The sequence below is a fragment of the Pantoea sp. UBA7232 genome (assembly GCF_002473195.1).
GTDB classification, from domain to species: Bacteria; Pseudomonadota; Gammaproteobacteria; order Enterobacterales; family Enterobacteriaceae; genus Pantoea; species Pantoea eucrina.
In genome coordinates, this window is record NZ_DKTK01000008.1 from 49,012 (window position 1) to 70,417 (window position 21,406).

At 52.9% G+C, this 21,406-nt stretch carries 19 protein-coding genes and 2 pseudogenes; 13 read left to right on the forward strand and 8 right to left on the reverse strand.

From position 1 onward, the window contains the following. Positions 1 to 28: 28 nt before the first annotated feature. Positions 29 to 919, forward strand: coding sequence for a LysR substrate-binding domain-containing protein (locus B4056_RS08130; protein WP_071668281.1), 891 nt, complete (start codon positions 29 to 31; stop codon positions 917 to 919). Positions 920 to 1,108: 189 nt separating this feature from the next. Here the strand turns inward: B4056_RS08130 and arsC are convergent, their stop codons facing one another. From arsC to B4056_RS08145, 3 genes are all read right to left on the reverse strand, one after another. Next, positions 1,109 to 1,537: a glutaredoxin-dependent arsenate reductase gene (arsC, locus tag B4056_RS08135; RefSeq protein ID WP_065647630.1), complete on the reverse strand. Its 429-nt coding sequence runs from the start codon at positions 1,535 to 1,537 to the stop codon at positions 1,109 to 1,111. A 47-nt stretch (positions 1,538 to 1,584) separates the two neighbouring features. Then, positions 1,585 to 2,868: an arsenic transporter gene (locus B4056_RS08140; protein ID WP_288654366.1), complete on the reverse strand. Its 1,284-nt coding sequence runs from the start codon at positions 2,866 to 2,868 to the stop codon at positions 1,585 to 1,587. A 90-nt stretch (positions 2,869 to 2,958) separates the two neighbouring features. Next, positions 2,959 to 3,312 carry a metalloregulator ArsR/SmtB family transcription factor gene (locus tag B4056_RS08145; protein ID WP_065647628.1) on the reverse strand — a complete coding sequence of 118 codons (354 nt, stop codon included), beginning with the start codon at positions 3,310 to 3,312 and terminating at the stop codon, positions 2,959 to 2,961. Between the two features lie 480 nt (positions 3,313 to 3,792). Here B4056_RS08145 and B4056_RS08150 point away from each other — a divergent pair, with 480 nt between their 5' ends. The 4 genes from B4056_RS08150 (at position 3,793) to B4056_RS08165 (ending at position 8,673) form a co-directional block, all read left to right on the forward strand. Next, positions 3,793 to 5,271, forward strand: coding sequence for a SulP family inorganic anion transporter (locus B4056_RS08150; RefSeq protein WP_084798731.1), 1,479 nt, complete (start codon positions 3,793 to 3,795; stop codon positions 5,269 to 5,271). Between the two features lie 18 nt (positions 5,272 to 5,289). Continuing rightward, positions 5,290 to 6,117 carry a universal stress protein gene (locus tag B4056_RS08155; protein WP_288654370.1) on the forward strand — a complete coding sequence of 276 codons (828 nt, stop codon included), beginning with the start codon at positions 5,290 to 5,292 and terminating at the stop codon, positions 6,115 to 6,117. A gap of 109 nt (positions 6,118 to 6,226) precedes the next feature. Further along, positions 6,227 to 7,444 carry an MFS transporter gene (locus B4056_RS08160; RefSeq protein ID WP_071668278.1) on the forward strand — a complete coding sequence of 406 codons (1,218 nt, stop codon included), beginning with the start codon at positions 6,227 to 6,229 and terminating at the stop codon, positions 7,442 to 7,444. Positions 7,445 to 7,770: 326 nt separating this feature from the next. Further along, the gene (locus B4056_RS08165; RefSeq protein WP_094110840.1) at positions 7,771 to 8,673 is read left to right on the forward strand and encodes an alpha/beta hydrolase; all 903 of its coding nucleotides are present in this window, start codon (positions 7,771 to 7,773) and stop codon (positions 8,671 to 8,673) included. Positions 8,674 to 8,870: 197 nt separating this feature from the next. On the opposite strand, the gene B4056_RS08170 is transcribed toward B4056_RS08165, so the two are convergent. Next, on the reverse strand, positions 8,871 to 9,773 hold the full coding sequence (locus B4056_RS08170) for a pyridoxal-phosphate dependent enzyme (RefSeq protein ID WP_094110839.1): 903 nt from the start codon (positions 9,771 to 9,773) through the stop codon (positions 8,871 to 8,873). Positions 9,774 to 10,078: 305 nt separating this feature from the next. On the opposite strand from B4056_RS08170, the gene B4056_RS08175 reads away from it, so the two are divergent. Both B4056_RS08175 and B4056_RS08180 read left to right on the forward strand, forming a co-directional pair. After that, positions 10,079 to 10,456, forward strand: coding sequence for a RidA family protein (locus tag B4056_RS08175; protein WP_094110838.1), 378 nt, complete (start codon positions 10,079 to 10,081; stop codon positions 10,454 to 10,456). A gap of 273 nt (positions 10,457 to 10,729) precedes the next feature. Beyond that, the gene (locus B4056_RS08180; protein WP_094110837.1) at positions 10,730 to 11,020 is read left to right on the forward strand and encodes a hypothetical protein; all 291 of its coding nucleotides are present in this window, start codon (positions 10,730 to 10,732) and stop codon (positions 11,018 to 11,020) included. Between the two features lie 105 nt (positions 11,021 to 11,125). Here B4056_RS08180 and B4056_RS08185 read toward each other — a convergent pair whose 3' ends face one another. Continuing rightward, the gene (locus tag B4056_RS08185) at positions 11,126 to 11,563 is read right to left on the reverse strand and encodes a VOC family protein (protein WP_065647619.1); all 438 of its coding nucleotides are present in this window, start codon (positions 11,561 to 11,563) and stop codon (positions 11,126 to 11,128) included. A gap of 966 nt (positions 11,564 to 12,529) precedes the next feature. Further along, entirely contained in the window at positions 12,530 to 12,691 is a 162-nt protein-coding gene (locus B4056_RS17000) for a hypothetical protein (protein WP_313109747.1), read from the reverse strand. Positions 12,692 to 13,324: 633 nt separating this feature from the next. Here B4056_RS17000 and B4056_RS08195 point away from each other — a divergent pair. From B4056_RS08195 to B4056_RS08220, 6 genes are all read left to right on the forward strand, one after another. Next, positions 13,325 to 14,311 carry an autoinducer 2 ABC transporter substrate-binding protein gene (locus tag B4056_RS08195; protein WP_094110836.1) on the forward strand — a complete coding sequence of 329 codons (987 nt, stop codon included), beginning with the start codon at positions 13,325 to 13,327 and terminating at the stop codon, positions 14,309 to 14,311. 255 nt (positions 14,312 to 14,566) lie between these two features. Beyond that, positions 14,567 to 16,081, forward strand: a complete 1,515-nt coding sequence (locus B4056_RS08200) for a sugar ABC transporter ATP-binding protein (protein WP_128083766.1) — start codon at positions 14,567 to 14,569, stop codon at positions 16,079 to 16,081. Next, entirely contained in the window at positions 16,074 to 17,063 is a 990-nt protein-coding gene (locus B4056_RS08205) for an ABC transporter permease (protein ID WP_288654375.1), read from the forward strand. Before B4056_RS08200 ends, B4056_RS08205 begins: the two co-directional genes overlap by 8 nt. 1 nt (position 17,064) lies before the next feature. Further along, entirely contained in the window at positions 17,065 to 18,018 is a 954-nt protein-coding gene (locus tag B4056_RS08210; protein ID WP_071668180.1) for an ABC transporter permease, read from the forward strand. A 29-nt stretch (positions 18,019 to 18,047) separates the two neighbouring features. After that, positions 18,048 to 19,688: an FGGY-family carbohydrate kinase gene (locus B4056_RS08215; protein ID WP_094110834.1), complete on the forward strand. Its 1,641-nt coding sequence runs from the start codon at positions 18,048 to 18,050 to the stop codon at positions 19,686 to 19,688. Beyond that, positions 19,685 to 20,293, forward strand: coding sequence for a KpsF/GutQ family sugar-phosphate isomerase (locus tag B4056_RS08220; RefSeq protein ID WP_094110833.1), 609 nt, complete (start codon positions 19,685 to 19,687; stop codon positions 20,291 to 20,293). Before B4056_RS08215 ends, B4056_RS08220 begins: the two co-directional genes overlap by 4 nt. Positions 20,294 to 20,424: 131 nt before the next feature. Here the strand turns inward: B4056_RS08220 and B4056_RS08225 are convergent. Further along, positions 20,425 to 20,676 (reverse strand): annotated as a pseudogene (locus B4056_RS08225) (hypothetical protein); the annotation flags it as partial. Between the two features lie 157 nt (positions 20,677 to 20,833). Beyond that, a pseudogene (locus B4056_RS08230) lies at positions 20,834 to 21,340 on the reverse strand (DUF4142 domain-containing protein); the annotation flags it as partial. Positions 21,341 to 21,406 lie beyond the last annotated feature (66 nt).

Below are 21,406 nucleotides of genomic sequence, written 5' to 3' on the forward strand. Positions count from 1 at the left end.
ATTTTGTATCAATAATCAGGCCGTATTAATGCTAAGAAAAATTCCCAGCAGTCGAGCCATGCTTGCCTTTGAAGCCGCAGCAAGGCATGGAAATTTTGCGCGGGCAGCGCAGGAGTTATCACTTACCGAAGGCGCAATCAGTCGACAAATAGCCCGCCTTGAGTCCATGTTAAACTGCAGATTGTTTGATCGCAGCGGAAGTCGCGTTACGCTCAATTCAGTTGGCGCCCGCTATGCAGATCAAATACGCGAATCGCTTGACCGGCTGGAAAGAGATACGCAATCGGTCATAGGTGTGCCAGAAGGCGGTAAGACTCTGGAGATTGCTGCCCTGCCAACGTTTTCATGCCGCTGGCTAATCCCGCGTCTGAAAAGCTTTTATACCCTGTATCCGGAAATTAGTGTGAACATCGCCGCCAGAACAGATCCTTTTATTCTCGCTGGCAGTGGTTTTGACGCGGTAATACATTTCGATCATCCGGCATGGGCAGGTATGCATATGCAGTTTCTTTTTCAGGAAACGCTGCTGCCTGTATGCCATCCGGCACTTCTGAAGAACAAAAAAGAGAGCGTGCCGCTTAATGAGCTGCCTCGCATTCACCGTCTTCAGAATCCGCAGGCATGGCAGTACTATGCGCAGGAAACCGGAATTGAACTTGATAACCCGGCGCAGGGAGTCCGCTATGATCTGCACGAAATGTCTATCGCCGCAGCGCTGTCAGTACAGGGCGTTGCACTGGTGCCGCGGATATATGTCGAAAAAGAGTTAACTAACGGCGAGCTTATTGCTCCCTGGCCTGAGTCTGCTTCACTCAGCAAAAACTTTCATTTAATAAAACCGGCTTCAACAGGCATAAATGAAACGGCGCTGCATGCTTTTGAGCAATGGCTGATGACGGAAATTAATCCGAAAGCATAACGTCGCCGTTATTGATAAAACCAACTTCTGACGCTGATAACGCTCCGGACATGTCTCCGACCGTTGCAGAACTGCGCGTGCGGGTGCTCTGGTCGGAAGCAAGATGAAGGCACAGACTGACCCCTTCCCGCCGTCGTTTAAGGCCAGCTGTTTTTGCCTCTCCCGCTCTGTTGGCGGAATGCCAGGGTGTCAGTGGCCGATACGGTTTCCGTGCTCATCGATAATCTGTTCACCATCTTCTTTCATCAATGCCCCTTTCTGTGGATCAGGCAGAATATCCAGAACGGCTTCAGACGGACGACAGAGCGCTGTACCGAGCGGCGTTACCACCACCGGACGGTTAATGAGAATGGGGTGAGCCAGCATAGCATCCAGCAGTTCGTCATCGCTGAACCGATCCTCTGCCAGACCCAGCTGCTCAAACGGTTCCGTATTTTTGCGCAGCAGTGCGCGCACGCTGATTCCCATATCTGCAATCAGCGTCTGCAGCTCAGCGCGTGTCGGCGGCGTCTCCAGATATAAAATCACTGCTGGCTCCACGCCACTATTGCGGATAAGCGCCAGGGTGTTACGGGACGTGCCGCAGGCCGGGTTGTGGTAAATAGTAATGTCAGTCATCAGTCATACTCCATACAGGCGCTGCATGCACGCAGCCCGGATCACGTTTAAACAGACAGGCGCAGGGCCAGCGCGGCCAGCGTCACAAAAAGCACCGGCAGGGTCATCACGATGCCAACACGAAAGTAATAGCCCCAGCTAACAGTGATATTTTTTTGCGCCAGAACGTGCAGCCACAGCAGGGTTGCCAGGCTGCCAATCGGGGTAATTTTCGGGCCGAGGTCGCAGCCAATGATGTTCGCGTAAATCATTGCCTCTTTTACCGTGCCCTGAGCGGTACTGCCGTCAATAGAGAGCGCCCCGACCAGCACGGTGGGCATGTTGTTCATGACCGATGACAGAAAGGCCGTCACAAAGCCCGTACCCAGCGTTGCCCCCCAGACGCCGTGCTCTGCAAAGCGGTTCAGAATGGCTGAGAGATCATCCGTCAGGCCGGCATTACGCAGACCATATACCACCAGATACATGCCCAGCGAGAAGATAACGATTTGCCAGGGTGCACCTTTCAGCACCTTACGGGTATCGATAACGTGTCCTTTGCGTGCAACCAGCCAGAGAATGAAGGCCGCCGCTGCCGCAACCAGGCTGACCGGTACGCCAAGCGGCTCCAGCGCAAAAAAACCGGCCAGCAGCAGAATCAGCACCAGCCAGCCGGTTTTGAAGGTCCGCCTGTCACGGATAGCGTCACGGGGCATTTTTAGCTTTGTCAGGTCATAACCTGCCGGAATATCTTTGCGGAAAAACAGGTGCAGCATTACCAGCGTAGCCACTACGGAAGCAATATTCACCGGCACCATAACGGACGCATATTCGCTAAAGCCCAGCGTAAAGAAATCCGCCGTTACGATGTTGACCAGGTTCGATACGATGAGCGGCAGGCTGGACGTGTCCGCGATAAACCCAGCCGCCATCACAAATGCCAGCGTGGCACCTGGGCTGAAGCCCAGCGCCAGCAGCATGGCGATGACAATCGGCGTGAGGATAAGCGCCGCGCCGTCATTGGCGAACAGCGCCGCCACCGCCGCGCCCAGCAGAACAATATACGTGAACAGCAGCCTGCCTCTGCCGCCTCCCCAGCGGGAAACATGCAGTGCCGCCCACTCAAAAAAGCCGGATGCATCCAGCAGCAGGCTGATGATGATAACCGCGATAAACGTGGCCGTGGCGTTCCAGACAATCTGCCAGACCGCTGGAATATCCCCGATATGCACCACGCCCGTCAGCAGCGCCAGCGCAGCCCCGATAACAGCACTCCAGCCAATACTGAGTCCTTTCGGCTGCCAGATAACCAGCACCAGCGTCAGAACAAAAATTGCACCTGCCAGAAACATAGTCCCTCCTTCACTACTGCACCTCACAGAATAAGCACAGCGCAACCAGAAACGTTAAATATGGAAAAGCATATATGTATAGGTAAATTTTTAAATGCAGACAGGTTTGCCATTGGTCGTAGCGTTGTCCCGCTCAGCCTGCCGGCTAAGATGCTGGATGTCATCCTGCTGACACAGATAAGCCTGTTCAATCACGGCTGCAGCCCAGGCGGGCATGTGAGGGGACAGCCGGTAATGGATCCATTTGCCGTCACGCCTGTCGATAAGCAGGCCGCTGTCTCTGAGTAGCGCAAGATGCCGGGATACTTTGGGCTGGCTCTCTTTCAGTATCAGCGTCAGCTCGCATACACAGAGTTCACCTTTTTCACGCAAAAGCAGGACAAGCTTTAAACGCGTTTCGTCAGACAGCCCCTTAAAAAGCTGAAGAGGAAAAAGCTGAGGCATGATAACTCCGGGTAGCTGGCGTAAAAAGCCAGTGTGACTTTACGCGCAAATGCCGTCAATACATATGCATAAATTCATATATAAATACCAGGCTGATTCCATGTGTTTCTGCGGTGACATGCGCAGACATGGTTAATATACGCGCTGGTACCGCTGTTCGCAGCCCTGTTCCGCTTACTGAAACGTTGACCTCTCACCGTTTTTGTTTATAGTTTAGTGCCTGTCCTGAGAGGGACAGGCTTCGCCGTCAGTGCCCCGCGCCGGGTTTCGCTGGCTTATTGCAGTCCTGAAGGCATCCTTTTGCCGTAAAGGAGAACTCAAAAATCATGCGTCTTACGCCACCCTGAGTCGTCATCCTCCCCTGTCGCACTGAGTAGTTTCAGTCGCGCACTCAAAAACATCCCGTCTGCGGATGTGCTTTTTCGTCCCTGAATTTTTTGCCCTCACGGGCTGACTGTATCTAAAATCTGAGAAATTACTATGCTGCTGTCCTCGACGCGTAAGGACTGGCTGGGCAACGTCCGTGGTGACGTGCTCGCCGGTATTGTCGTCGCGCTCGCGCTCATTCCTGAAGCGATCGCGTTTTCCATCATTGCCGGAGTCGACCCGCAGGTCGGCCTCTACTCGGCGTTCTGTATTCCCGTGGTGATGGCCATCTTTGGCGGACGTCCCGCCATGATTTCATCGGCCACCGGTGCCATGGCGCTGCTGATGATAACCCTGGTGAAAGATCACGGCCTGCAGTATCTGCTGGCGGCATCAGTGCTAACCGGCCTGCTGCAGCTGGCTGCCGGCTACCTGAGGCTTGGCAGTCTGATGCGCTACGTGTCGCGCTCGGTCGTGACGGGCTTCGTCAATGCGCTGGCTATTCTGATATTCATGGCGCAGCTGCCGGAGCTGACCAACGTGACCTGGCACGTTTATGCGCTTACCGCCGCCGGCCTGGCCATCATCTATCTTTTTCCATACCTCAATAAAACCATTCCCTCCCCGCTGGTCTGCATCGTGGTGCTGACGGCCATCTCCATGTGGCTGCACCTGGATGTGCGTACCGTGGGCGACATGGGCAAACTGCCCGACAGCCTGCCGGTGTTCCTCATTCCGGACATTCCGCTGAACCTGGATACGCTGCTGATTATCCTGCCTTACTCTGCCGGTCTCGCCGTGGTGGGACTGCTGGAGTCAATGATGACCGCCACTATCGTGGACGACATGACCGATACCCCGAGCGATAAAAACCGCGAGTGCAAGGCGCAGGGCATCGCCAACGTCTGCACGGCGTTTATCGGCGGCATGGCGGGCTGCGCCATGATTGGTCAGTCGGTGATTAACGTAAAATCCGGCGGGCGCGGGCGCCTCTCCACCCTGACGGCCGGGCTGGTGCTGCTCTGTCTGATTATTTTCCTCCGCGATCAGGTGTCGCAGATCCCGATGGCGGCGCTGGTCGCGGTGATGATCATGGTCTCCATCGGCACCTTCTCCTGGCGATCCATCACCGACCTGCGCCGCCATCCGCTCTCGACCAGCGTGGTCATGCTGGCAACCGTGGTCGTGGTGGTGGCCACCGACAACCTGGCCTTCGGCGTGCTGACCGGGGTGCTGATTGCTTCGCTGAACTTTGCCACTAAGGTAGCACGCTTTATGACGGTCAGATCGTCACGGGAGGGTGAGACACGGATCTATACCGTGACCGGCCAGGTCTTTTTTGCCTCCGCCGATCGCTTTATGAGCCACTTTGACTTCAGGGAAGCGGCAGAGCGCGTGGTCATTGACGTCACGCACGCCCACTTCTGGGACATCACCGCCGTTAGCGCACTGGACAGGGCGGTAATTAAGTTCCGCCGCGAAGGCGCTGAGGTAGAAATACCGGGCATGAACGACGCCACCCGTACCCTCGTTGACCGCTTCGGCGTGCATGACAAGCCGGAAGAAGCGGAAAAACTGATGGGCGGTCACTAACTGACAGGAGTTACAGCTATGAACAATACCGTTGTGGCCTGCGTGGATGGTTCGCCGTCAACCGGGCCAGTCTGTGACTACGCGGCGTGGGCCGCCGCCGGCCTTTCCGCGCCGCTGGCCCTGCTGCACGTGCTGGAAAAAGACGGTCATCCGGCCGTCTCTGACCTGAGCGGCAGCATTGGCATCGACAGCAAAGAGCTGCTGACCGAAGCGCTTGTGCGCGTAGAGGGTGAGCGCAGCCGCCTGCTTATGGCGCAGGGGAAAACTATTCTGGCCGGCTGTGCTGAACGGCTGGCCCGGGCGGGACGCCCGGAGGTACGCCAGCTGCAGATGCACGGCGCACTGGACGAAATCCTTGCCGGGCTGGATGACGTCAGGCTGATGGTGATCGGACGACGGGGCGCAGAACATACGGTGGGCAGCCAGCTGGAAAGCGTCATCCGCCTGCAGAAAGCGCCCGTGCTGGTTGTGCCGGAAACGTTTATTGCGCCATCCCGGGTACTTTTTGCCTGGGATGGCAGCGAGGCCAGCCGCCGAAACCTGACCCGGCTGACCGTGAGCCCGCTGCTTCGCGGCCTGGCCTGCCATGTTGTGATGGTGAACGGCGACGATGCTTCACTCCATGATGCGCAGCACATCCTGCAGGCAGCCGGCATTGATGCAGAGTCACGGCTGATACAGGATGAATCCGTCTCGCGCGGGCTGTGCCGTTACGCGCAGGAGAACGGAACGGACCTGATCGTGATGGGAGCCTGGGGACACTCCCGGCTGCGCTGCTTCTTTATCGGCAGTCACACCACGGCGATGCTGGCTGAAAGCCGTTATCCGCTGCTGATGCTGCGGTAAACGTTACGGGCCTGCAATCGCAGACCCTTTTCATAACGAGCCTCCGGAACACAAGTCCCGGAGCAGTTCATTTGTGCGGCGCCTTTGTCAGCCGTGCTCAGGGAATACCATGCGTCAGCTGTTTCGCTTTATGTATCAGCACGGCAGTCATCTCGCCTTTGGCGCGATACTGATGGCCATGTCGAGTTTTGGACAGACTTACTTCGTATCGCTTTACGGGCAGGACCTGCGTCAGGCATTCGGGCTCAGCGACGGCGGACTGGGCGGCCTTTATGCCGCGGGCACCGTGATGAGTGCCGTCACCCTGACATGGGCGGGCCGGCTGATTGACTACACCACTACCCGTCGATTCACCCTGGCCGTTACCCTGCTGCTGATAACGGCGTGCCTGCTCGTCTCCGGTGCGCAGGCGGCATGGACGCTCTGTGCAGGCTTTTACCTGCTTCGCCTCGGCGGACAAGGCCTGATGGTGCATACCGCCCTGACGGCGACTGCGCGCCAGTTTCCGCTTGATGCTGGCAAGGCACTGGGTGCTATCGCACTGGGCCTGTCGCTCGCACAGGCGCTGTTTCCGTTGGCTGCCGTGCAGATTAACGCTCTGACGGGATGGCGCACTGCCTGGCTGATAAACGCTGCGGTTCTGGTGGCCGGCGTTGCGCTGGCTGTCAGCTGCCTTCCGCGCGCTGCCGAAAAGCCGCTGCGGACGTTCAGAAAGCGGGGCGCAGAGAAGGTTCGCGAAGCGTCAGTATGGAAGAACCGGAATCTGCTTTTTGCTCTGCCCGCAGTGCTGGCGTCACCTTTCATCACCACAGGGTTCTTTTTCCATCAGGCGCGTCTGGCAGAGGAGAAAGGATGGGCGCTGTCGTGGGTTGCAGGGTGGTTTATTGCTTACGCGATAACGCAGGCGGTTTCCCTGTTATCATTTGGTCCGCTGATAGACCGGCTGACGCCACGCCGTCTGTTGCCGTGGTTTCTGCTGCCGCAGGGCGCTGGCATGCTGGCGCTGTGGCTCAGTAACAGCGTGTGGGTCACGCCGTTTTATCTCATCATGACCGGTATATCGTCAGCCATTGCGTCCACACTGGCGACTGCGCTATGGGTACAGCTGTTTGGCCCCGCGCAACTGGCAAAGGTGCGCTCGGCTGTTGAGGCGGGTACCGTGCTTGCCAGTGGTGCCTCTCCGGTCATCATGGGCGTTCTGATTGATAACCATATTGCCCTTCGGGTGCAGGCGCTGTTATGCCTCGTCTTTATACTCGCAGCCAGTCTGGTGGCAACCCGTGTCAGAGCTGGCGTACCGGAAAATGAAACTGATATTTCTGGCTAATCGGAACACGATACGTGAGGCAGGAAACACTGTCCGCTTTGTGCCAGAAGTGGACGTTTCCGGCATCTGCATGCACTAAGCCGTGGAGAATAGCTTTCACTGCATAACCATACAGATATACAGGAATTATCAGGGGCATTTGTCAGTATTTCGGACAGGAAAAATACCGAAAACAGCCTTCGGGCTGCAGAACCGCGCTGAGGGCTTTTCAGGCGGTGCATCAGGCACTTTTATGTAAAAAAGACTCTCATGCATACAGTAAATCGTGCATGCTTCATGACACAAATTCACAGGTAGTGAATCCGATTGAATAAGGAATTCAGGACGTGATTGACTTCACCCGTTTTGTCGAACGCTATGAGCAATTTAACGCTTCATTACTCCCTTCTGATAACATCACCGAAAGCCGGATCAATGATTTATATATCCGGGTATACAGGCCAATGGCAGCCCTTGATGAGGTTCTTATTGTCTACCATGGTGGCGGGGTCAACTCTGACGCTGGCTACGACATTCTTGCACGACAGTTGAGTTACGATCTGCCCGTCTGTGTTTGTCTCGTCGATATCCGTGGGCACGGTCGTTCGGTAGGTGTCCGGGGAGAAGCTTCCAGTCCTGTTCAAATCTGGCGTGATGTGGATGTCGTCATTGATTATGTCCGAACCTCTTTTCCTGATGCCAGAATTCACTTGATTGGGCACTCCAGTGGAGGCGGTATGCTGATAAATTACTTTACCCGATACTCTCTATCGAGGGTTGTTGAAAGCCTGATCTTGCTAGCCCCAGCATTAGGTCCTTTTTCACCTCCTGCTCTGAACCGCGAGTTTTCCTCTCCCTTTGCATCGATAAACCGTTTGAGCTTCATAATCAATGCTATGAGTGCAGGTTTTCTATATGGACGTCGTGCAGGAGTAAGGCTTAATTTCCCCTGTGAGGTTATTAATGCAAGGCCTGACTTTGTTCAGACATACAGCGTTAATATGGCTAACGCTCTTACCCCTCGTAATCCTGAAAGGCAACTTAAAGAAATCTCTATTCCAGTAACAATCATGCTTGCTGAGCATGATGAACTGTTTGATGTAAGCCGTATGGAAGAATTTTTCAGGAACTGCGGCAATCCGAATGTAAGCAGTCGGGTTGTGGCAGATAGTACACATCTCGATTGTATTTTCGAGTTAACGGATATGGTGAGGGAACACTTCACTGGCCTGACTTCAAGAGCGCAATAGGTCAGTTATGTTCAACGTATTAGAACCCCTCAGCTGTCATAAGTGAAATGTCCGCTGCTCGCTCATAGCGGACCTGACCCACGCGCCAGTCTGTTTGTGCCAAAGAGGGCATAACTCACTTTAAAACAAGTTAATTAACCGGGCAGTTCGCCCATCCTTTTGCTCATAAACTTTGGCAGGATAAATGCGCTCTTCTGTCAGCTCGCGATCCCTTCCAGCGTGACAGAGGCCCCGCCGCATACGATGACCAGTACATTATCAGCCGGCTTGAATAAGACTTTTTTGTCGTACAAAAGTGAGAGTGATACACCGCATGCAGGCTCAGTGAGCACCCGATGGTCATCGAGAAAGCACCGGCAGGCATTCAGCGCTTCCTGGTCTGAAACCAGCATACTTCTGACGTCCATACGGCTGGCCACATTGAAAACATTTTCGCACACCTGGCTTGCGGCCAGCGTCGTGGCTATGCCGCTGACCTTATCAAGACGTACCAGCCTGCCGGCATTAAGCGAGGCGCGAAGAGAGGCCGTACCCTGGGTTTCTGCGGCGTAAACCGGAATATGACCAAGCTGATGTTTCACCAGTCCCTGAGCGATACCGGACAGCATGCTCCCGCCGCCAACAGAAAGAATTACCGCATCAGGCGTTACCCCTTCGCTGATGACCTCATCCACGATTGTGCTGATACCTTCCCACAAAAGTGGATGATCAAAGGGATGTACACAGATAATGTCATCCGTCGCCAGTGACAGGGCGTAGTCGTTCGCCTCACTCCATACTTTTCCGTGCACAACAACTCTTGCACCCTCCTGTTCAATAAGCTGTTTTGCCCTGTCAGACGTGGTTTCCGGCACAACCACAGTGACCGGCAGCCCCAGTTTGCGGCCGCAATGTGCCACCGCTATGCCTGCATTGCCGCCCGATGAACTGATGAAAGCTGTTGCGCCCCTTTCCGCATAATGGCGACAAATGTTCTCTGCACTTCTGAGCTTGAACGATCCCGTCGGCTGGGAAGATTCCATTTTAAGCCAGACAAGGCATCCACAATGCTGGCTTAAGGGCAGTGAATGTATAAGAGGGGTTTGTATACTTATTGCCATGAGGAAGATCCTTATTATCTTTTCCCGTGATAAACGAGAAGCATTCCAGGTTTAGAAACAGATTTATCATAATGGGTTAGAGCGTAAAGGGATGGATACAATGGGTAATAAAAGTGCCGGTTACAATTCCGTCCAGACAAGACTAAAGTGCGACCGTTTTTCGCTCAAAGCGGACGTTGCTCCAGTATCGGCCCGCTTTGTGCCAGAAGCGGACGTTGCACGTTTCATAATTAAAAAATTAAGATTGAACATTAAGAGGACGATGGTAAGGTCGTTATTTCCTCACTTCCGGAAAGGATCTCATTATGAACAATGTGTTACGGAAGAATTATCCCGAACTAGGTGAAGTAAAGGCTCCTTATGTTCACTCTGTAAAACATAACAGTACGCTCTACATTTCAGGGTTGACTGCGTTTGGTACAAGTGCTCAACATAAAGGTATTGCTGGACAGGCACAGGAAATATTCAGCCAAATCAGGAAAATAATCAGCATAGAAGGTACAGATTTTTCAGCCCTAATCAAAGTAACCATATTCATTACCTCTTTTGAGGAGATCGACGAGTTACGCAAAGTATTGTACCAAAATTACGGTAATCACTTGCCAGCCAGCTCGCTCGTAGAAGTCAGCCGCCTCTTTTCACCTGACCTCTCAATTGAAATTGAGGCTATATTTGGCCTTTGATTTATTGCTCATAACCGGATGGCGATAACTGATCGGTTCTAATGCCGTTTTCTCATATCCTCTCTGAGACATGACGTCCATTGATATAACGTCCGCTTCTCGCTCTTTGCGGACGTTAAGGTACGCAGCGGGCTGAGTTCTCCCGGAGTTGATCAGGACGGGGGCTCAGAACAGTAAGCACATTTGCTTAGGACATATCTCAATAGCCCGTCATTTGTTCAGGAATACCTATAATTTAAGTTATCTTAAATTATACATCTGTCAGGTATCGCTATGGCCAGTTATACAGTCCGGATTGAGTTAAAGGAGCAGACCGAAAAAGCGCACATTGAGATGATGTTTGCCATGCATGAGAACGGTTTTTCACGAAGCGTCGTCTGCAGGCGGGGGTTCACGTATGCCCTGCCGACGGACGAGTTCGTCTACGTGGGTTCTGAAAAGATTACGGATTTAATGAGCCGGGTATGCACCCTGCTGAGCAGCTTCAGTGAGGCGCCCGTCGTACTGATAACCGGTGCCGGAGAGCGGTGCTGGTCAGGACTGCGTGTGATTGACCTTGAATAGTCCAGCCCTGTTCAGCAGCTCCGGCCGTCGCGCTGCAGAATGATGCCTGACCCGGCGACCGCCTGCATGTGCGTCATACCAGTACGCGGTGACACGATGTGGACTTTATTGACCCTGCTCCATCAACTCTAGTGTCTGTCCATCGGGGCTTTGTAAATAGATTACTCTGGTTCCCTGCATGGGGCCTGATAAGATTGTCTGAGGTTTACCTGGTGTCTTCCAGCCATACTCAGATGCTTTACTCAAGAGCGTATCAATATCCTCAACTATAAATGCAAGGTGAGCATAGCCAGGGATATAAGGTACTGAAGGTTCTTCTGGCTGTTTGATGTTATCGTATTGCAGTAATTCAATTTTGATGCCAGCCAGTTCAAGCAACGCCATTCGCACATCAGCGCCCCTTGCGCCTGTCACTTCATCAATGATAGGCCCAGACATTTTTCCTTCGCGTAATAACTTTCCGCCAAGAATATCAGTCCAGAAAAATAATGACTCTTCAATGCTTCTGACTGAAAATCCGACGTGATCTGCTTTTTTTATCATACAATTACCTGCTGTGCGCGACTGCATCGTAAACCAATATCAATTATAGAAAACCTGAATGTTCGCTGTGAGCAAACATATCTGAATGGCTTAATTGAACATACTACTGTCCGGACCCGGGTACTGCTGTTGCAGTCAGAAAAGATTCTATTCCTGTATGCTTAGACACCCTGGATGACGTGCTCCGGAGAACAGAAAAACTGTTGAGCTGATTTCTATGTCAGAACTACGCGGTCACGGCCCGGCGTTGGGTAGAGCAGCTCTCACCGGTCCGGCCGTAAAAATGACGATGCAGGTTATCTTTGTGGTTGCGGATTGTGAGCGTGCATATGCAGGTATAGCGCGTGCTAAGGCATCAGGAAGATGATCCTGACGTAGAGAGCATATGTGTTTCTTAACATTCAGAAGGGGCAGAAAGCATACATGTCCCCAGACAAGCAGCACAACGACTGATAGTATAATTTTCAATCAAAACGAACCGTAGCGGTTGTATCTGTTTGTTGTGTGCCGGAAACGAAACGACTCATTTCCAATGTCTGAATAGGCCAGATATGCCCTTTCCATATTTACTTACTGAAGCCTGTAGCTACTTGCGTTTCAGTAACCACTACCCTGACAACGATATTCTTTAAAACCCAATGACCTCAGTTCCCTTGCAATTAGCCGATTCATTACTCCATGTCCCATAAGCAGCACGGTACCGTCAGATCTTTTTGCAAACGCTGCAAGGATACCCGCAGCCTGAATAGCACGTTTCTTTGCTGTTCCGACGCGCTCTACGTCACGGGATATGCCGCATAACCACATGACGCGGAAAAAAACAGCCCATACGGTCGGTGATAGCCTGAAACCGGGCATAGGAAATACCGGCAGATCTGCTTCCCTGAAAACCTCATCAATGACATCCGGTTCAAGGTCTAATGCTTTCAGGGAAGAAAGTGCTCTGGGAAGAGGGCTACTGAGGATTTACGATGCGCTGAACGCCAATGATTCACTGGACTCAGGCGGTATATCTTCTCCTGTATCAGAACGATCATAATCTGCAATCCAGTTGGACATTTCACGGCTCGTTACTTTCGCAGAACCTGTAAAAGCGGGCTTTCCATGACGCATTAAAATAATTTCCATACAACGCTTCTTGCTTATGGTCCTTCCAGGCGGTCAGACTAACGCGATAAACATATGACGCACCACTACTTTGTCCAGGATTGATACTGATCGATGAGATGATATTTCAGGTGATAATCACTGTATGAAAAAGTAAATACCTTAATACACACGTCACACCGTCATGATGTCCGCTTCTCGCCCATAGCGGACATCAGCCCGATGTCAGTCCGCTTAGCGCCACAACCGGACGGTTTACGTCGCTTCCCGGTTTGCCGCAAGGCGAAACCGGGGTCTGCCCGCTGCCTTCGTGACCCTGTTCACACTCTGTTCAAATAAAAAGCATAGCCGCTACCAGACTGATGATAAAAACACCGCCGATGGTCCGTTAAGTTAATTTATTGTTAATATATTGATTAATTTATGTTAATAAAATACAGGTTTTCGGCCCCGTAAAATAGCAACCTGACTCAAAACGGATTTTTATAACTTATTTTTTACATAAAAAACCATTAAATTTAACAAATGCGGACATTGCTCACATTTCGCTCAAGGGCGAGCGAAAAGCGATACCCCCTTACGTTAATCTCAGAACGTGGATGTGAAAGCTGTCGCCTGTCCCCTTTATCAGAACCTCATAAGAAAGGTACCGAAATGAAATTTAACCTCGCATTAGTCAGTGCATGTGTGGTTTCAGCATGCATGTTATTTACAACACCTTCATTTGCCGCCAAACCTTACGATATCGCCGTCGTTGCCAAAGTTACGGGCATTCCCTGGTTTACCCGTATGGAGGTCGGCGTAAAAGAAGCCGCGCAGAAACTCGATGTCAACGCATACCAGGTCGGTGCGTCTACCCCGGATCCGGCCCAGCAGGTCAAAGTTATTGAAGATTTGATCGCTAAAAAAGTTAACGCAATCATTGTGGTACCCAATGACGCTAAAGTGCTGGAACCGGTGCTGAAAAAAGCCCGCGATCAGGGCATCGTGGTATTAACGCATGAATCGCCGGATCAGCAAATTGGCCAGTGGGATGTCGAAACCATCGACAGCCAGAAATATGCTCAGGCCAACATGGATGAGCTGGCAAAAGATATGGGTGGCAAAGGGGGTTACGCCATTTATGTCGGCTCTCTGACCGTGCCATTGCACAATGCGTGGGCGGATGCTGCGATTAAATATCAGAAAGAGAAGTATCCGGACATGCATGAAGTGACTTCACGTCTGCCGGTGGCCGAAAATATTGATAAGTCATACTCCACCACGCTGGATTTAATGAAAACCTACCCTGACCTGAAGGGGATTATCGGTTTCGGCTCGCTCGGTCCTATCGGTGCCGGTCAGGCTATTCAGCAGAAACGTGCAAAAAACAAAATTGCAGTTGTCGGTATCGCTATGCCAGGCCAGGCGGCTCCTTACCTGATGCGCGGTGATATTAAGAAAGTTCTGCTGTGGGATCCGAAAGATGCCGGTTACGCCCTGGTGACAGTTGCCGATCAGCTGCTTCAGGGTAAAGAAGTGACTAAAGAGCTGAGTATCGAAAAATTGGGCAAAGCCGATGTAGATATGGACAAAAAAGTGATCCGCTTTAATAAAATTCTTGAAGTCACACCAGAGAATGCGAAATCACTTGGCTTTTGATGGGTCATTTTAATTATTTTATTTTCCGGAGATATATTATCTCCCGCGCTACACCAGGCAAATAGAAACAGATACGGCGTTGTATGCTGTGCTGTATCTGAATTTCTACTGAGAGATTGAAAACCTATATCCTGTATAGCCCGGATTGGGTGTGCATGAATTCCTGCGATCACATCCGTCAGTGATCCGCAGGAGTAAATGCAGCCAAAGCCCCAGCCCGAATATAACCGGTATGCTTAAGGACCTGTGATGGATATGCACAACGCGCCCCCTGCCCCTGCTGAAGCCTTTATCAGTCTTGAGAAGATCAGTAAAAAATTCCCCGGCGTATTAGCACTGGATAATGTCAGCCTGACGCTTAATAAAGGCGAAGTACATTGTCTGGCCGGTCAGAATGGCTGTGGTAAAAGCACGATAATTAAAGTCATTTCCGGCGTCTATCAGCCGGAAAAAGGTGCGACGATTACGCTGGACGGAAAACTATTTCATACCCTGACGCCGCAGCTCTCTTCCTGGTACGGTATTCAGGTTATTTATCAGGATCTGTCCCTCTTTCCAAATTTATCGGTAGCCGAAAATATTGCTATTAACCGTTATCTCCCGGGCGGTGATTTTTGGGTACATCGTGAGTCAATGCGCAAAAAGGCTGTAGCGGCGATGCAACGCGTCGGCGTTTCTCTGGATCCGGATCGTAAAGTAGAAAAACTTTCGATCGCCGACCGTCAGTTAGTCGCAATATGCCGTGCAATCGCCGCTGATGCCACGCTGGTGATCATGGATGAACCGACGGCCTCACTGACCCGAACCGAGGTTAATGGCCTGCTGCGGGTAGTGAGCGAGCTGAAAGCCGCCGGTATCTGTGTGGTGTTTGTCAGCCACCGTCTGGATGAAGTAATGGAAGTGGCTGACCGCATCAGCGTAATGCGCGATGGCAAACTGGTCGGCACTTGGCCGGCGAGCGATCTCGACAGCAACGAGCTGGCGTTCCTGATGACCGGTCAGCGCTTTACCTACAGCCACCTGCCGCACCGGGCACCTGCCGAAGTTACGCCGTTACTGGAGATCAGCCATCTGAGCCGCAAGGGTCAGTATCATGATATCTCGCTGTCGCTGCGCCAGGGCGAGATCGCATCGATTGTTGGTCTGCTCGGTTCAGGGCGTACGGAACTCTGCCTGAGTCTGTTTGGCATGAGTCAACCAGACAACGGCGAGATCCGCATCAACGGTAATGCGGTGAAACTCCACTCAAACCGTGACGCTATCCGGCACGGTATTGCCTATGTGTCAGAAGACCGCCTGACGCAGGGGCTGATAATGGAGCAATCCATTTACGATAACACGCTGGTATCCATTTTCGACAAGCTGCACACCCGCGCAGGATTGATGGATCATCACAAAGCCGCCCTGGTGGTGAAAGAGCTGATCCGCGATCTGAACATTAAAGTTTCGGACAGCAGTTTACCCGTGAAGACGCTTTCCGGCGGTAATGCACAGCGTATCGCCATCGCCAAATGGGTGGCGACGCAGCCACGTATCCTGATCCTCGATTCGCCGACGGTCGGTGTGGATATTGCCAACAAAGAGGGAATTTACCGCATCGCACGCGATCTGGCGGAGTCCGGCATGGCGGTGCTGATGATTTGCGATGAGATCCCGGAAGCGTATTACAACAGCCATCGCGTGCTGGTAATGCGCAAAGGTAAACTGGTAGCGGAATTTGCGCCGCATCAGAGCAGCGAAGCGCAGATTGCGGAGGTGATAAATGGGTAATAAATCGCTCTCGAAACTGTTTTCACAGCACGAATTCTGGCTGGGATTACTGGTTCTGCTGTTGGTGATTGGTCTGAGCGTCCGCACCAGCGAATTTATGACGCTGGGTAACCTGACGGACGTCGCCACCAGCTACGCCATTCTCGGCATTCTGGCCTGCGGTCTGTTTGTGGTGCTGATCGCCGGAGGTATCGACATCTCCTTCCCGGCCGTAACCTCCATCGGCCAATACGTTATGGCGAGTTACATCATCCATCACGGTGGCAGCTTCCCACTGGCATTTGCTCTGTCGATGGGTACCGGTTTGCTACTTGGGCTGGTCAACGGTTTTCTGGTTTACTGGCTGCGCGTGCCAGCCATCATCATCACCATCGCCACACTGAACCTGTTCTACGGTTTGCTGGTGTATCTCACTAACGGCACCTGGCTGTACGGTTTACCCGACTGGTTTATGAACGGCATTAACTGGTTCTCCTTCACCGCCGCCGATGGCTACGACTATGGCCTCACTCTGCCGCTTCTCAGCCTGCTGGGGGTGATCATCGCCACCGGGGTACTGATGAACCGGACCCGCGTGGGTCGCCAGATTTACGCTATGGGCAGCAATCGTGATGCTGCTTCGCGTCTTGGTCTGAATATTTTGCGGCTGCATTTCTACGTCTACGGTTTTATGGGTTTGCTGGCGGGAATTGCTGCCGTGGTGCAGGCGCAAATCACTCAGTCAGTCGCGCCTAACTCCCTGCTCGGTTATGAGCTGACGGTCCTTGCCGCTGTAGTTTTAGGCGGTACCAGCATGACCGGCGGGCGTGGTTCGCTGACCGGCACCATTCTGGGCGTGATGCTGCTGGCCTTCCTGCAGAATGGTTTGACCTTACTCAGCATTTCAGCTTACTGGCATCAGGTATTCAGCGGCGTAATCATTCTGGTCAGCATCAGCAGCACCGCGTGGAATGAAAAACGCAAACTGGCAAAGGGAATGTGACATGACAACCATAAACCGACTCTTCCCCGGCGACCGCATCATTCGTTTGCAGTTACTGATTATCGTAGCCGTTGCCGTACTGTTTTCGTTCACGCTGGGCGGCAGCTTCTACAGCGTCGGCAATTTCCAGTCAATCGCTTCACAGTTACCGATTCTGGGCATGCTGGCGCTGGGGATGGGCATTACCATGCTTACCGGCGGTATCAACCTTTCGATCATCGCCGGTGCCAATGCCTGTTCGCTGGTGATGGCGGCCATTCTGGTGGCCCACCCTGACCAGCCGCACTATTTCGCACTGGCGATGCTCGCCGGACTGGCCGTAGCGGTGGTCATTGGCGTGCTCAATGGTGCGCTGATCGCATATATCGGCGTTTCGCCGATTCTGGCGACGCTCGGTACTATGACACTTATCGCCGGGCTGAATATTCTGCTGACCAACGGCACAGTGCTTTCCGGTTTTCCAGCGGCCATTCAGTATCTCAGTAACGGTAGCCTGATGGGCATTCCGGTTGCGCTGCTGTTATTCCTGCTGGTAGCACTGCTGCTGTGGGTCCTGCTGGAACATACCACGCTGGGTCGCAGCCTGTATCTGATGGGCTCCAATGAACAGGCTACGCGCTTTAGCGGTGTTAATACGCACAAAGTCACCATCGCAGTGTACGTGCTTTCGGCGCTGCTCGGATGGGGTGCAGCACTGCTGATGATGTCCAAATTTAACTCGGCGAAAGCGGGTTACGGCGATGCCTATTTACTGGTGACCATTCTGGCCTCTGTGCTCGGCGGAATTAACCCTGACGGCGGTTTTGGCCGGGTCCTCGGGCTGGTGCTGGCGCTAATCGTTCTGCAAATGCTGGAGAGCGGCCTGAATCTGATGGGCGTCAGCAGTTACCTGACCATGGCGCTGTGGGGATGCGTTCTGATCCTGTTTATCGCTCTGCAAAACAGAAAATCATAAGCGAAAGCTTTCTAAAAAAAGGAAAGAACATGGCGAGTTATTTTATCGGCGTAGACGTAGGAACCGGCAGCGCCCGCGCAGGGGTTTTCGATATGAGTGGTCGTATGCTCGGTCAGGCCAGCCGTGAGATCACATTATACCGCCCGAAAGCCGATTTTGTTGAGCAATCTTCCGACGAGATCTGGCAGGCCGTTTGTAACGCGGTAAGAGACGTAGTCAGTCAGGCGGATATTAACCCGATTCAGGTGAAAGGCGTCGGTTTTGACGCGACCTGCTCGCTGGTGGTGCTGGATAAAGAGGGCAATCCCCTGACTGTCAGCCCATCAGGACGCAGTGAACAAAATATTATTGTATGGATGGATCATCGCGCCATCACTCAGGCAGAACGCATCAATGCCACCGGCCATCGCGTACTGGAGTTTGTCGGCGGGATTATCTCTCCGGAGATGCAGACACCCAAACTGCTCTGGCTAAAACAGCACATGCCGACCACCTGGAGCAACGTCGGACATCTGTTCGACCTGCCTGATTTTCTTACCTGGCGCGCCACGCAGGACCCCACGCGCTCGATATGTTCCACCGTCTGCAAATGGACATATATCGGTCACGAAGACCGCTGGGATCCCGGCTATTTTCGTCAGATCGGTCTGGACGATTTGCTGGAAAACAACGCATCAAAAATCGGCAGCGAAGTGAAAGCTATGGGTGAGCCGCTGGGGCATGGGCTGACACAGCGCGCTGCCGCAGAGATGGGACTGATAGCGGGTACCGCAGTCAGCGTCTCGATTATTGATGCTCACGCAGGCAGTCTTGGCATTCTTGGCGCCAGTGGTGTATCCGGCGAATCAGCGGATTTTGACAACCGCATCGCACTCATTGGCGGCACATCTACGGCGCATATGGCGATGTCGCGTAGCGCGCGCTATATCGGCGGCATCTGGGGGCCGTATTATTCGGCAATTCTGCCGGATTACTGGTTGAATGAAGGCGGACAATCCACTACCGGCGCGTTGATTGATCATGTGATTCAGTCGCATCCCTGCTATCAGGATCTGCTTAAACAGGGTAAAGACAGCGGTAAAAACATCTATGAGGTTCTCAACGGCATTCTGCGCAGCATGGCGGGCGAATCAGAGAATATTGCGTTTCTGACTAAAGACATTCATATGCTGCCCTATTTTCACGGCAATCGCTCACCGCGCGCCAACCCGACGCTGACTGGCACGCTGACGGGCCTGAAATTATCACGTACGCCGGAAGATATGGCGCTGCATTACCTCGCCACCATTCAGGCGCTGGCGCTCGGCACTCGCCACATTATTGAAACCATGAACCAGAATGGTTACTGCATTGATACTATGATGGCGTGTGGTGGCGGCATCAAAAACCCAATCTTTGTGCAGGAGCATTCCAATGCGACGGGCTGCGCAATGCTGTTGCCGGAAGAGAGTGAAGCGATGCTGCTTGGCAGCGCAATGATGGGCACCGTCGCGGCGGGCGCTTATGAATCATTGCCAGAAGCGATGGCTGCCATGAGCCGCATTGGTAAGACCATCACGCCACAGACAAACAAAATCAAAGAGTATTACGATCGTAAGTATCGCGTCTTCCATGAGATGTATCATGACAGTATGAAATACCGGCATCTGATGCAGGGGGAAACGCAATGAATGCGGATGAAGAATTTGCCCTGGCGTGTCAGGGCTGGCAGACCTACAGTCAGGAGTTGCTGGCGCTGCAGCGTCATCTCAATGCCGCGACCTGGCAGCAGCTGCTGATGCTGATCACCGGCTGCAAGGGAAAAATTGCCGTGACGGGCGTTGGCACCTCGGGCATCGCCGCCCGAAAAATCGCCCACATGCTGGCATGCGTCGAGCAGCCGGCAGTGTATCTCAGCGCTACCGATGCGGCCCATGGCGATCTGGGCTTCATGCGCAGCAACGACCTGATGATCCTGATATCGCGAGGCGGCAACTCTGAAGAACTGACGCGCCTGCTACCGACGCTTAAAACCAAAGGCGTGACGATTATTAGCGTGACGGAGAACCCGGACTCAGCCATTGCCCGCGCCGCCACGCTGGTGGTTAAAACACATATCCAGCGTGAAATCGACCCGCTTAATATGTTAGCCACTACCTCTATTGTGCTGGTGCTGGCGGTGTTTGATGCGCTGTGCGGAAACATTATGCTGCGTAACGGCTTCGATCAGAAGCGGCTGCTGAACGTTCATCCGGGTGGCAATGTTGGTAAAACGTTGCGCGAACAGGATGTGTGAACAGGACGTTAATTGTTTTATCTCATCTGGTCCGTCAGCCATACCCGCCAGTAGATATGCCGCGTGCGAGCGGTTATACCAACGATAGAACCGGGTAATAGCCCGGTTTGTCCCTTTTTCAGCAATCTCGCTTATAGGGTATTACCGGCCGCGCTTTTTATCCGGCATAAACAGCCCAGCAGCAGCAGGAAAGCACACAGGCCATAAACCCACTCAATGCCGTATATATCTGCCATCTTGCCAGGACCGGCGGCGGCGAGCCCGCTGACGCCAAACATGAGCCCGGTGACCATCCCTGCACGACCCGGGACAATTTCCTGAGCGTAAACCACCAGCGCAGAGAAAGCCGATGAGAGAATCAGGCCAATAAAGATGGTGAACACAATAGCCTGCAGGTGAGTGTCAGCATGGGACTGCAGCCAGGCGGATATCAGGCGGCGACTTAACGAATAAGCGCCGCGCCTGCTCTTCATAACTGACACTCATCAGCGCTTTTTTCCGCAACGCCATCAACGCAGGTTGCGGGAGCGCGCAAGATAGTTATTTACCGGCTTGTGACATCTGTTCGGCAGACTTCAGATGCTCTTCAACAACCGGCGTGTGTGCGTCAGCCAGTGCTTTGACATCGGGATCCTTAATCATTTTGGCGTCACGCTGCAGGGTCGACAGCACCATCTTGTGATCTTTCGTGCCGGCGTTAGTCATATACATCTTGTCAAATGCGGCACCGCTCTGTTTTTCCAGCTGAGCGGCCATCGTTTTGTGCTTCGCATCCGGTTCAGTCGGCAGCGTTACGCCTTTTTGCCCGGCGACCGTCTGAACTTTGGTCAGCGCAGCGCTGTGATCGTCTACCATTTTTTGTGCATAGGCCTTCACTTCGCTGCTTTCCGCTTTCGTCAGCGCAATTTTGCCGGCAGCGACTTCATTGATATTGGCCTGCGCCATATCCTTCAGCGCTTTTTCATCGCTGGCGCTCAGTTTGCCGCCCGCTGCGCTCTGGCCTGCAGCACCATCCTGCACGGTGCTGGCTGACGTCTGGCTATTAACCATACGCAGCCATGCAGGGAAATCAGAAGTGTATTAATCAGTATAGACAGTGATAAAGAGAGGAGA

Coding starts and splice junctions, on each gene's coding strand:
- B4056_RS08130 (WP_071668281.1), top strand. CDS start 29: ATGCTAAGAAAAATTCCCAGCAGTCGAGCCATGCTTGCCTTTGAAGCC.
- arsC (WP_065647630.1), bottom strand. CDS start 1,537: ATGACTGACATTACTATTTACCACAACCCGGCCTGCGGCACGTCCCGT.
- B4056_RS08140 (WP_288654366.1), bottom strand. CDS start 2,868: ATGTTTCTGGCAGGTGCAATTTTTGTTCTGACGCTGGTGCTGGTTATC.
- B4056_RS08145 (WP_065647628.1), bottom strand. CDS start 3,312: ATGCCTCAGCTTTTTCCTCTTCAGCTTTTTAAGGGGCTGTCTGACGAA.
- B4056_RS08150 (WP_084798731.1), top strand. CDS start 3,793: ATGCTGCTGTCCTCGACGCGTAAGGACTGGCTGGGCAACGTCCGTGGT.
- B4056_RS08155 (WP_288654370.1), top strand. CDS start 5,290: ATGAACAATACCGTTGTGGCCTGCGTGGATGGTTCGCCGTCAACCGGG.
- B4056_RS08160 (WP_071668278.1), top strand. CDS start 6,227: ATGCGTCAGCTGTTTCGCTTTATGTATCAGCACGGCAGTCATCTCGCC.
- B4056_RS08170 (WP_094110839.1), bottom strand. CDS start 9,773: ATGGCAATAAGTATACAAACCCCTCTTATACATTCACTGCCCTTAAGC.
- B4056_RS08175 (WP_094110838.1), top strand. CDS start 10,079: ATGAACAATGTGTTACGGAAGAATTATCCCGAACTAGGTGAAGTAAAG.
- B4056_RS08180 (WP_094110837.1), top strand. CDS start 10,730: ATGGCCAGTTATACAGTCCGGATTGAGTTAAAGGAGCAGACCGAAAAA.
- B4056_RS08185 (WP_065647619.1), bottom strand. CDS start 11,563: ATGATAAAAAAAGCAGATCACGTCGGATTTTCAGTCAGAAGCATTGAA.
- B4056_RS17000 (WP_313109747.1), bottom strand. CDS start 12,691: ATGGAAATTATTTTAATGCGTCATGGAAAGCCCGCTTTTACAGGTTCT.
- B4056_RS08195 (WP_094110836.1), top strand. CDS start 13,325: ATGAAATTTAACCTCGCATTAGTCAGTGCATGTGTGGTTTCAGCATGC.
- B4056_RS08200 (WP_128083766.1), top strand. CDS start 14,567: ATGCACAACGCGCCCCCTGCCCCTGCTGAAGCCTTTATCAGTCTTGAG.
- B4056_RS08205 (WP_288654375.1), top strand. CDS start 16,074: ATGGGTAATAAATCGCTCTCGAAACTGTTTTCACAGCACGAATTCTGG.
- B4056_RS08210 (WP_071668180.1), top strand. CDS start 17,065: ATGACAACCATAAACCGACTCTTCCCCGGCGACCGCATCATTCGTTTG.
- B4056_RS08215 (WP_094110834.1), top strand. CDS start 18,048: ATGGCGAGTTATTTTATCGGCGTAGACGTAGGAACCGGCAGCGCCCGC.
- B4056_RS08220 (WP_094110833.1), top strand. CDS start 19,685: ATGAATGCGGATGAAGAATTTGCCCTGGCGTGTCAGGGCTGGCAGACC.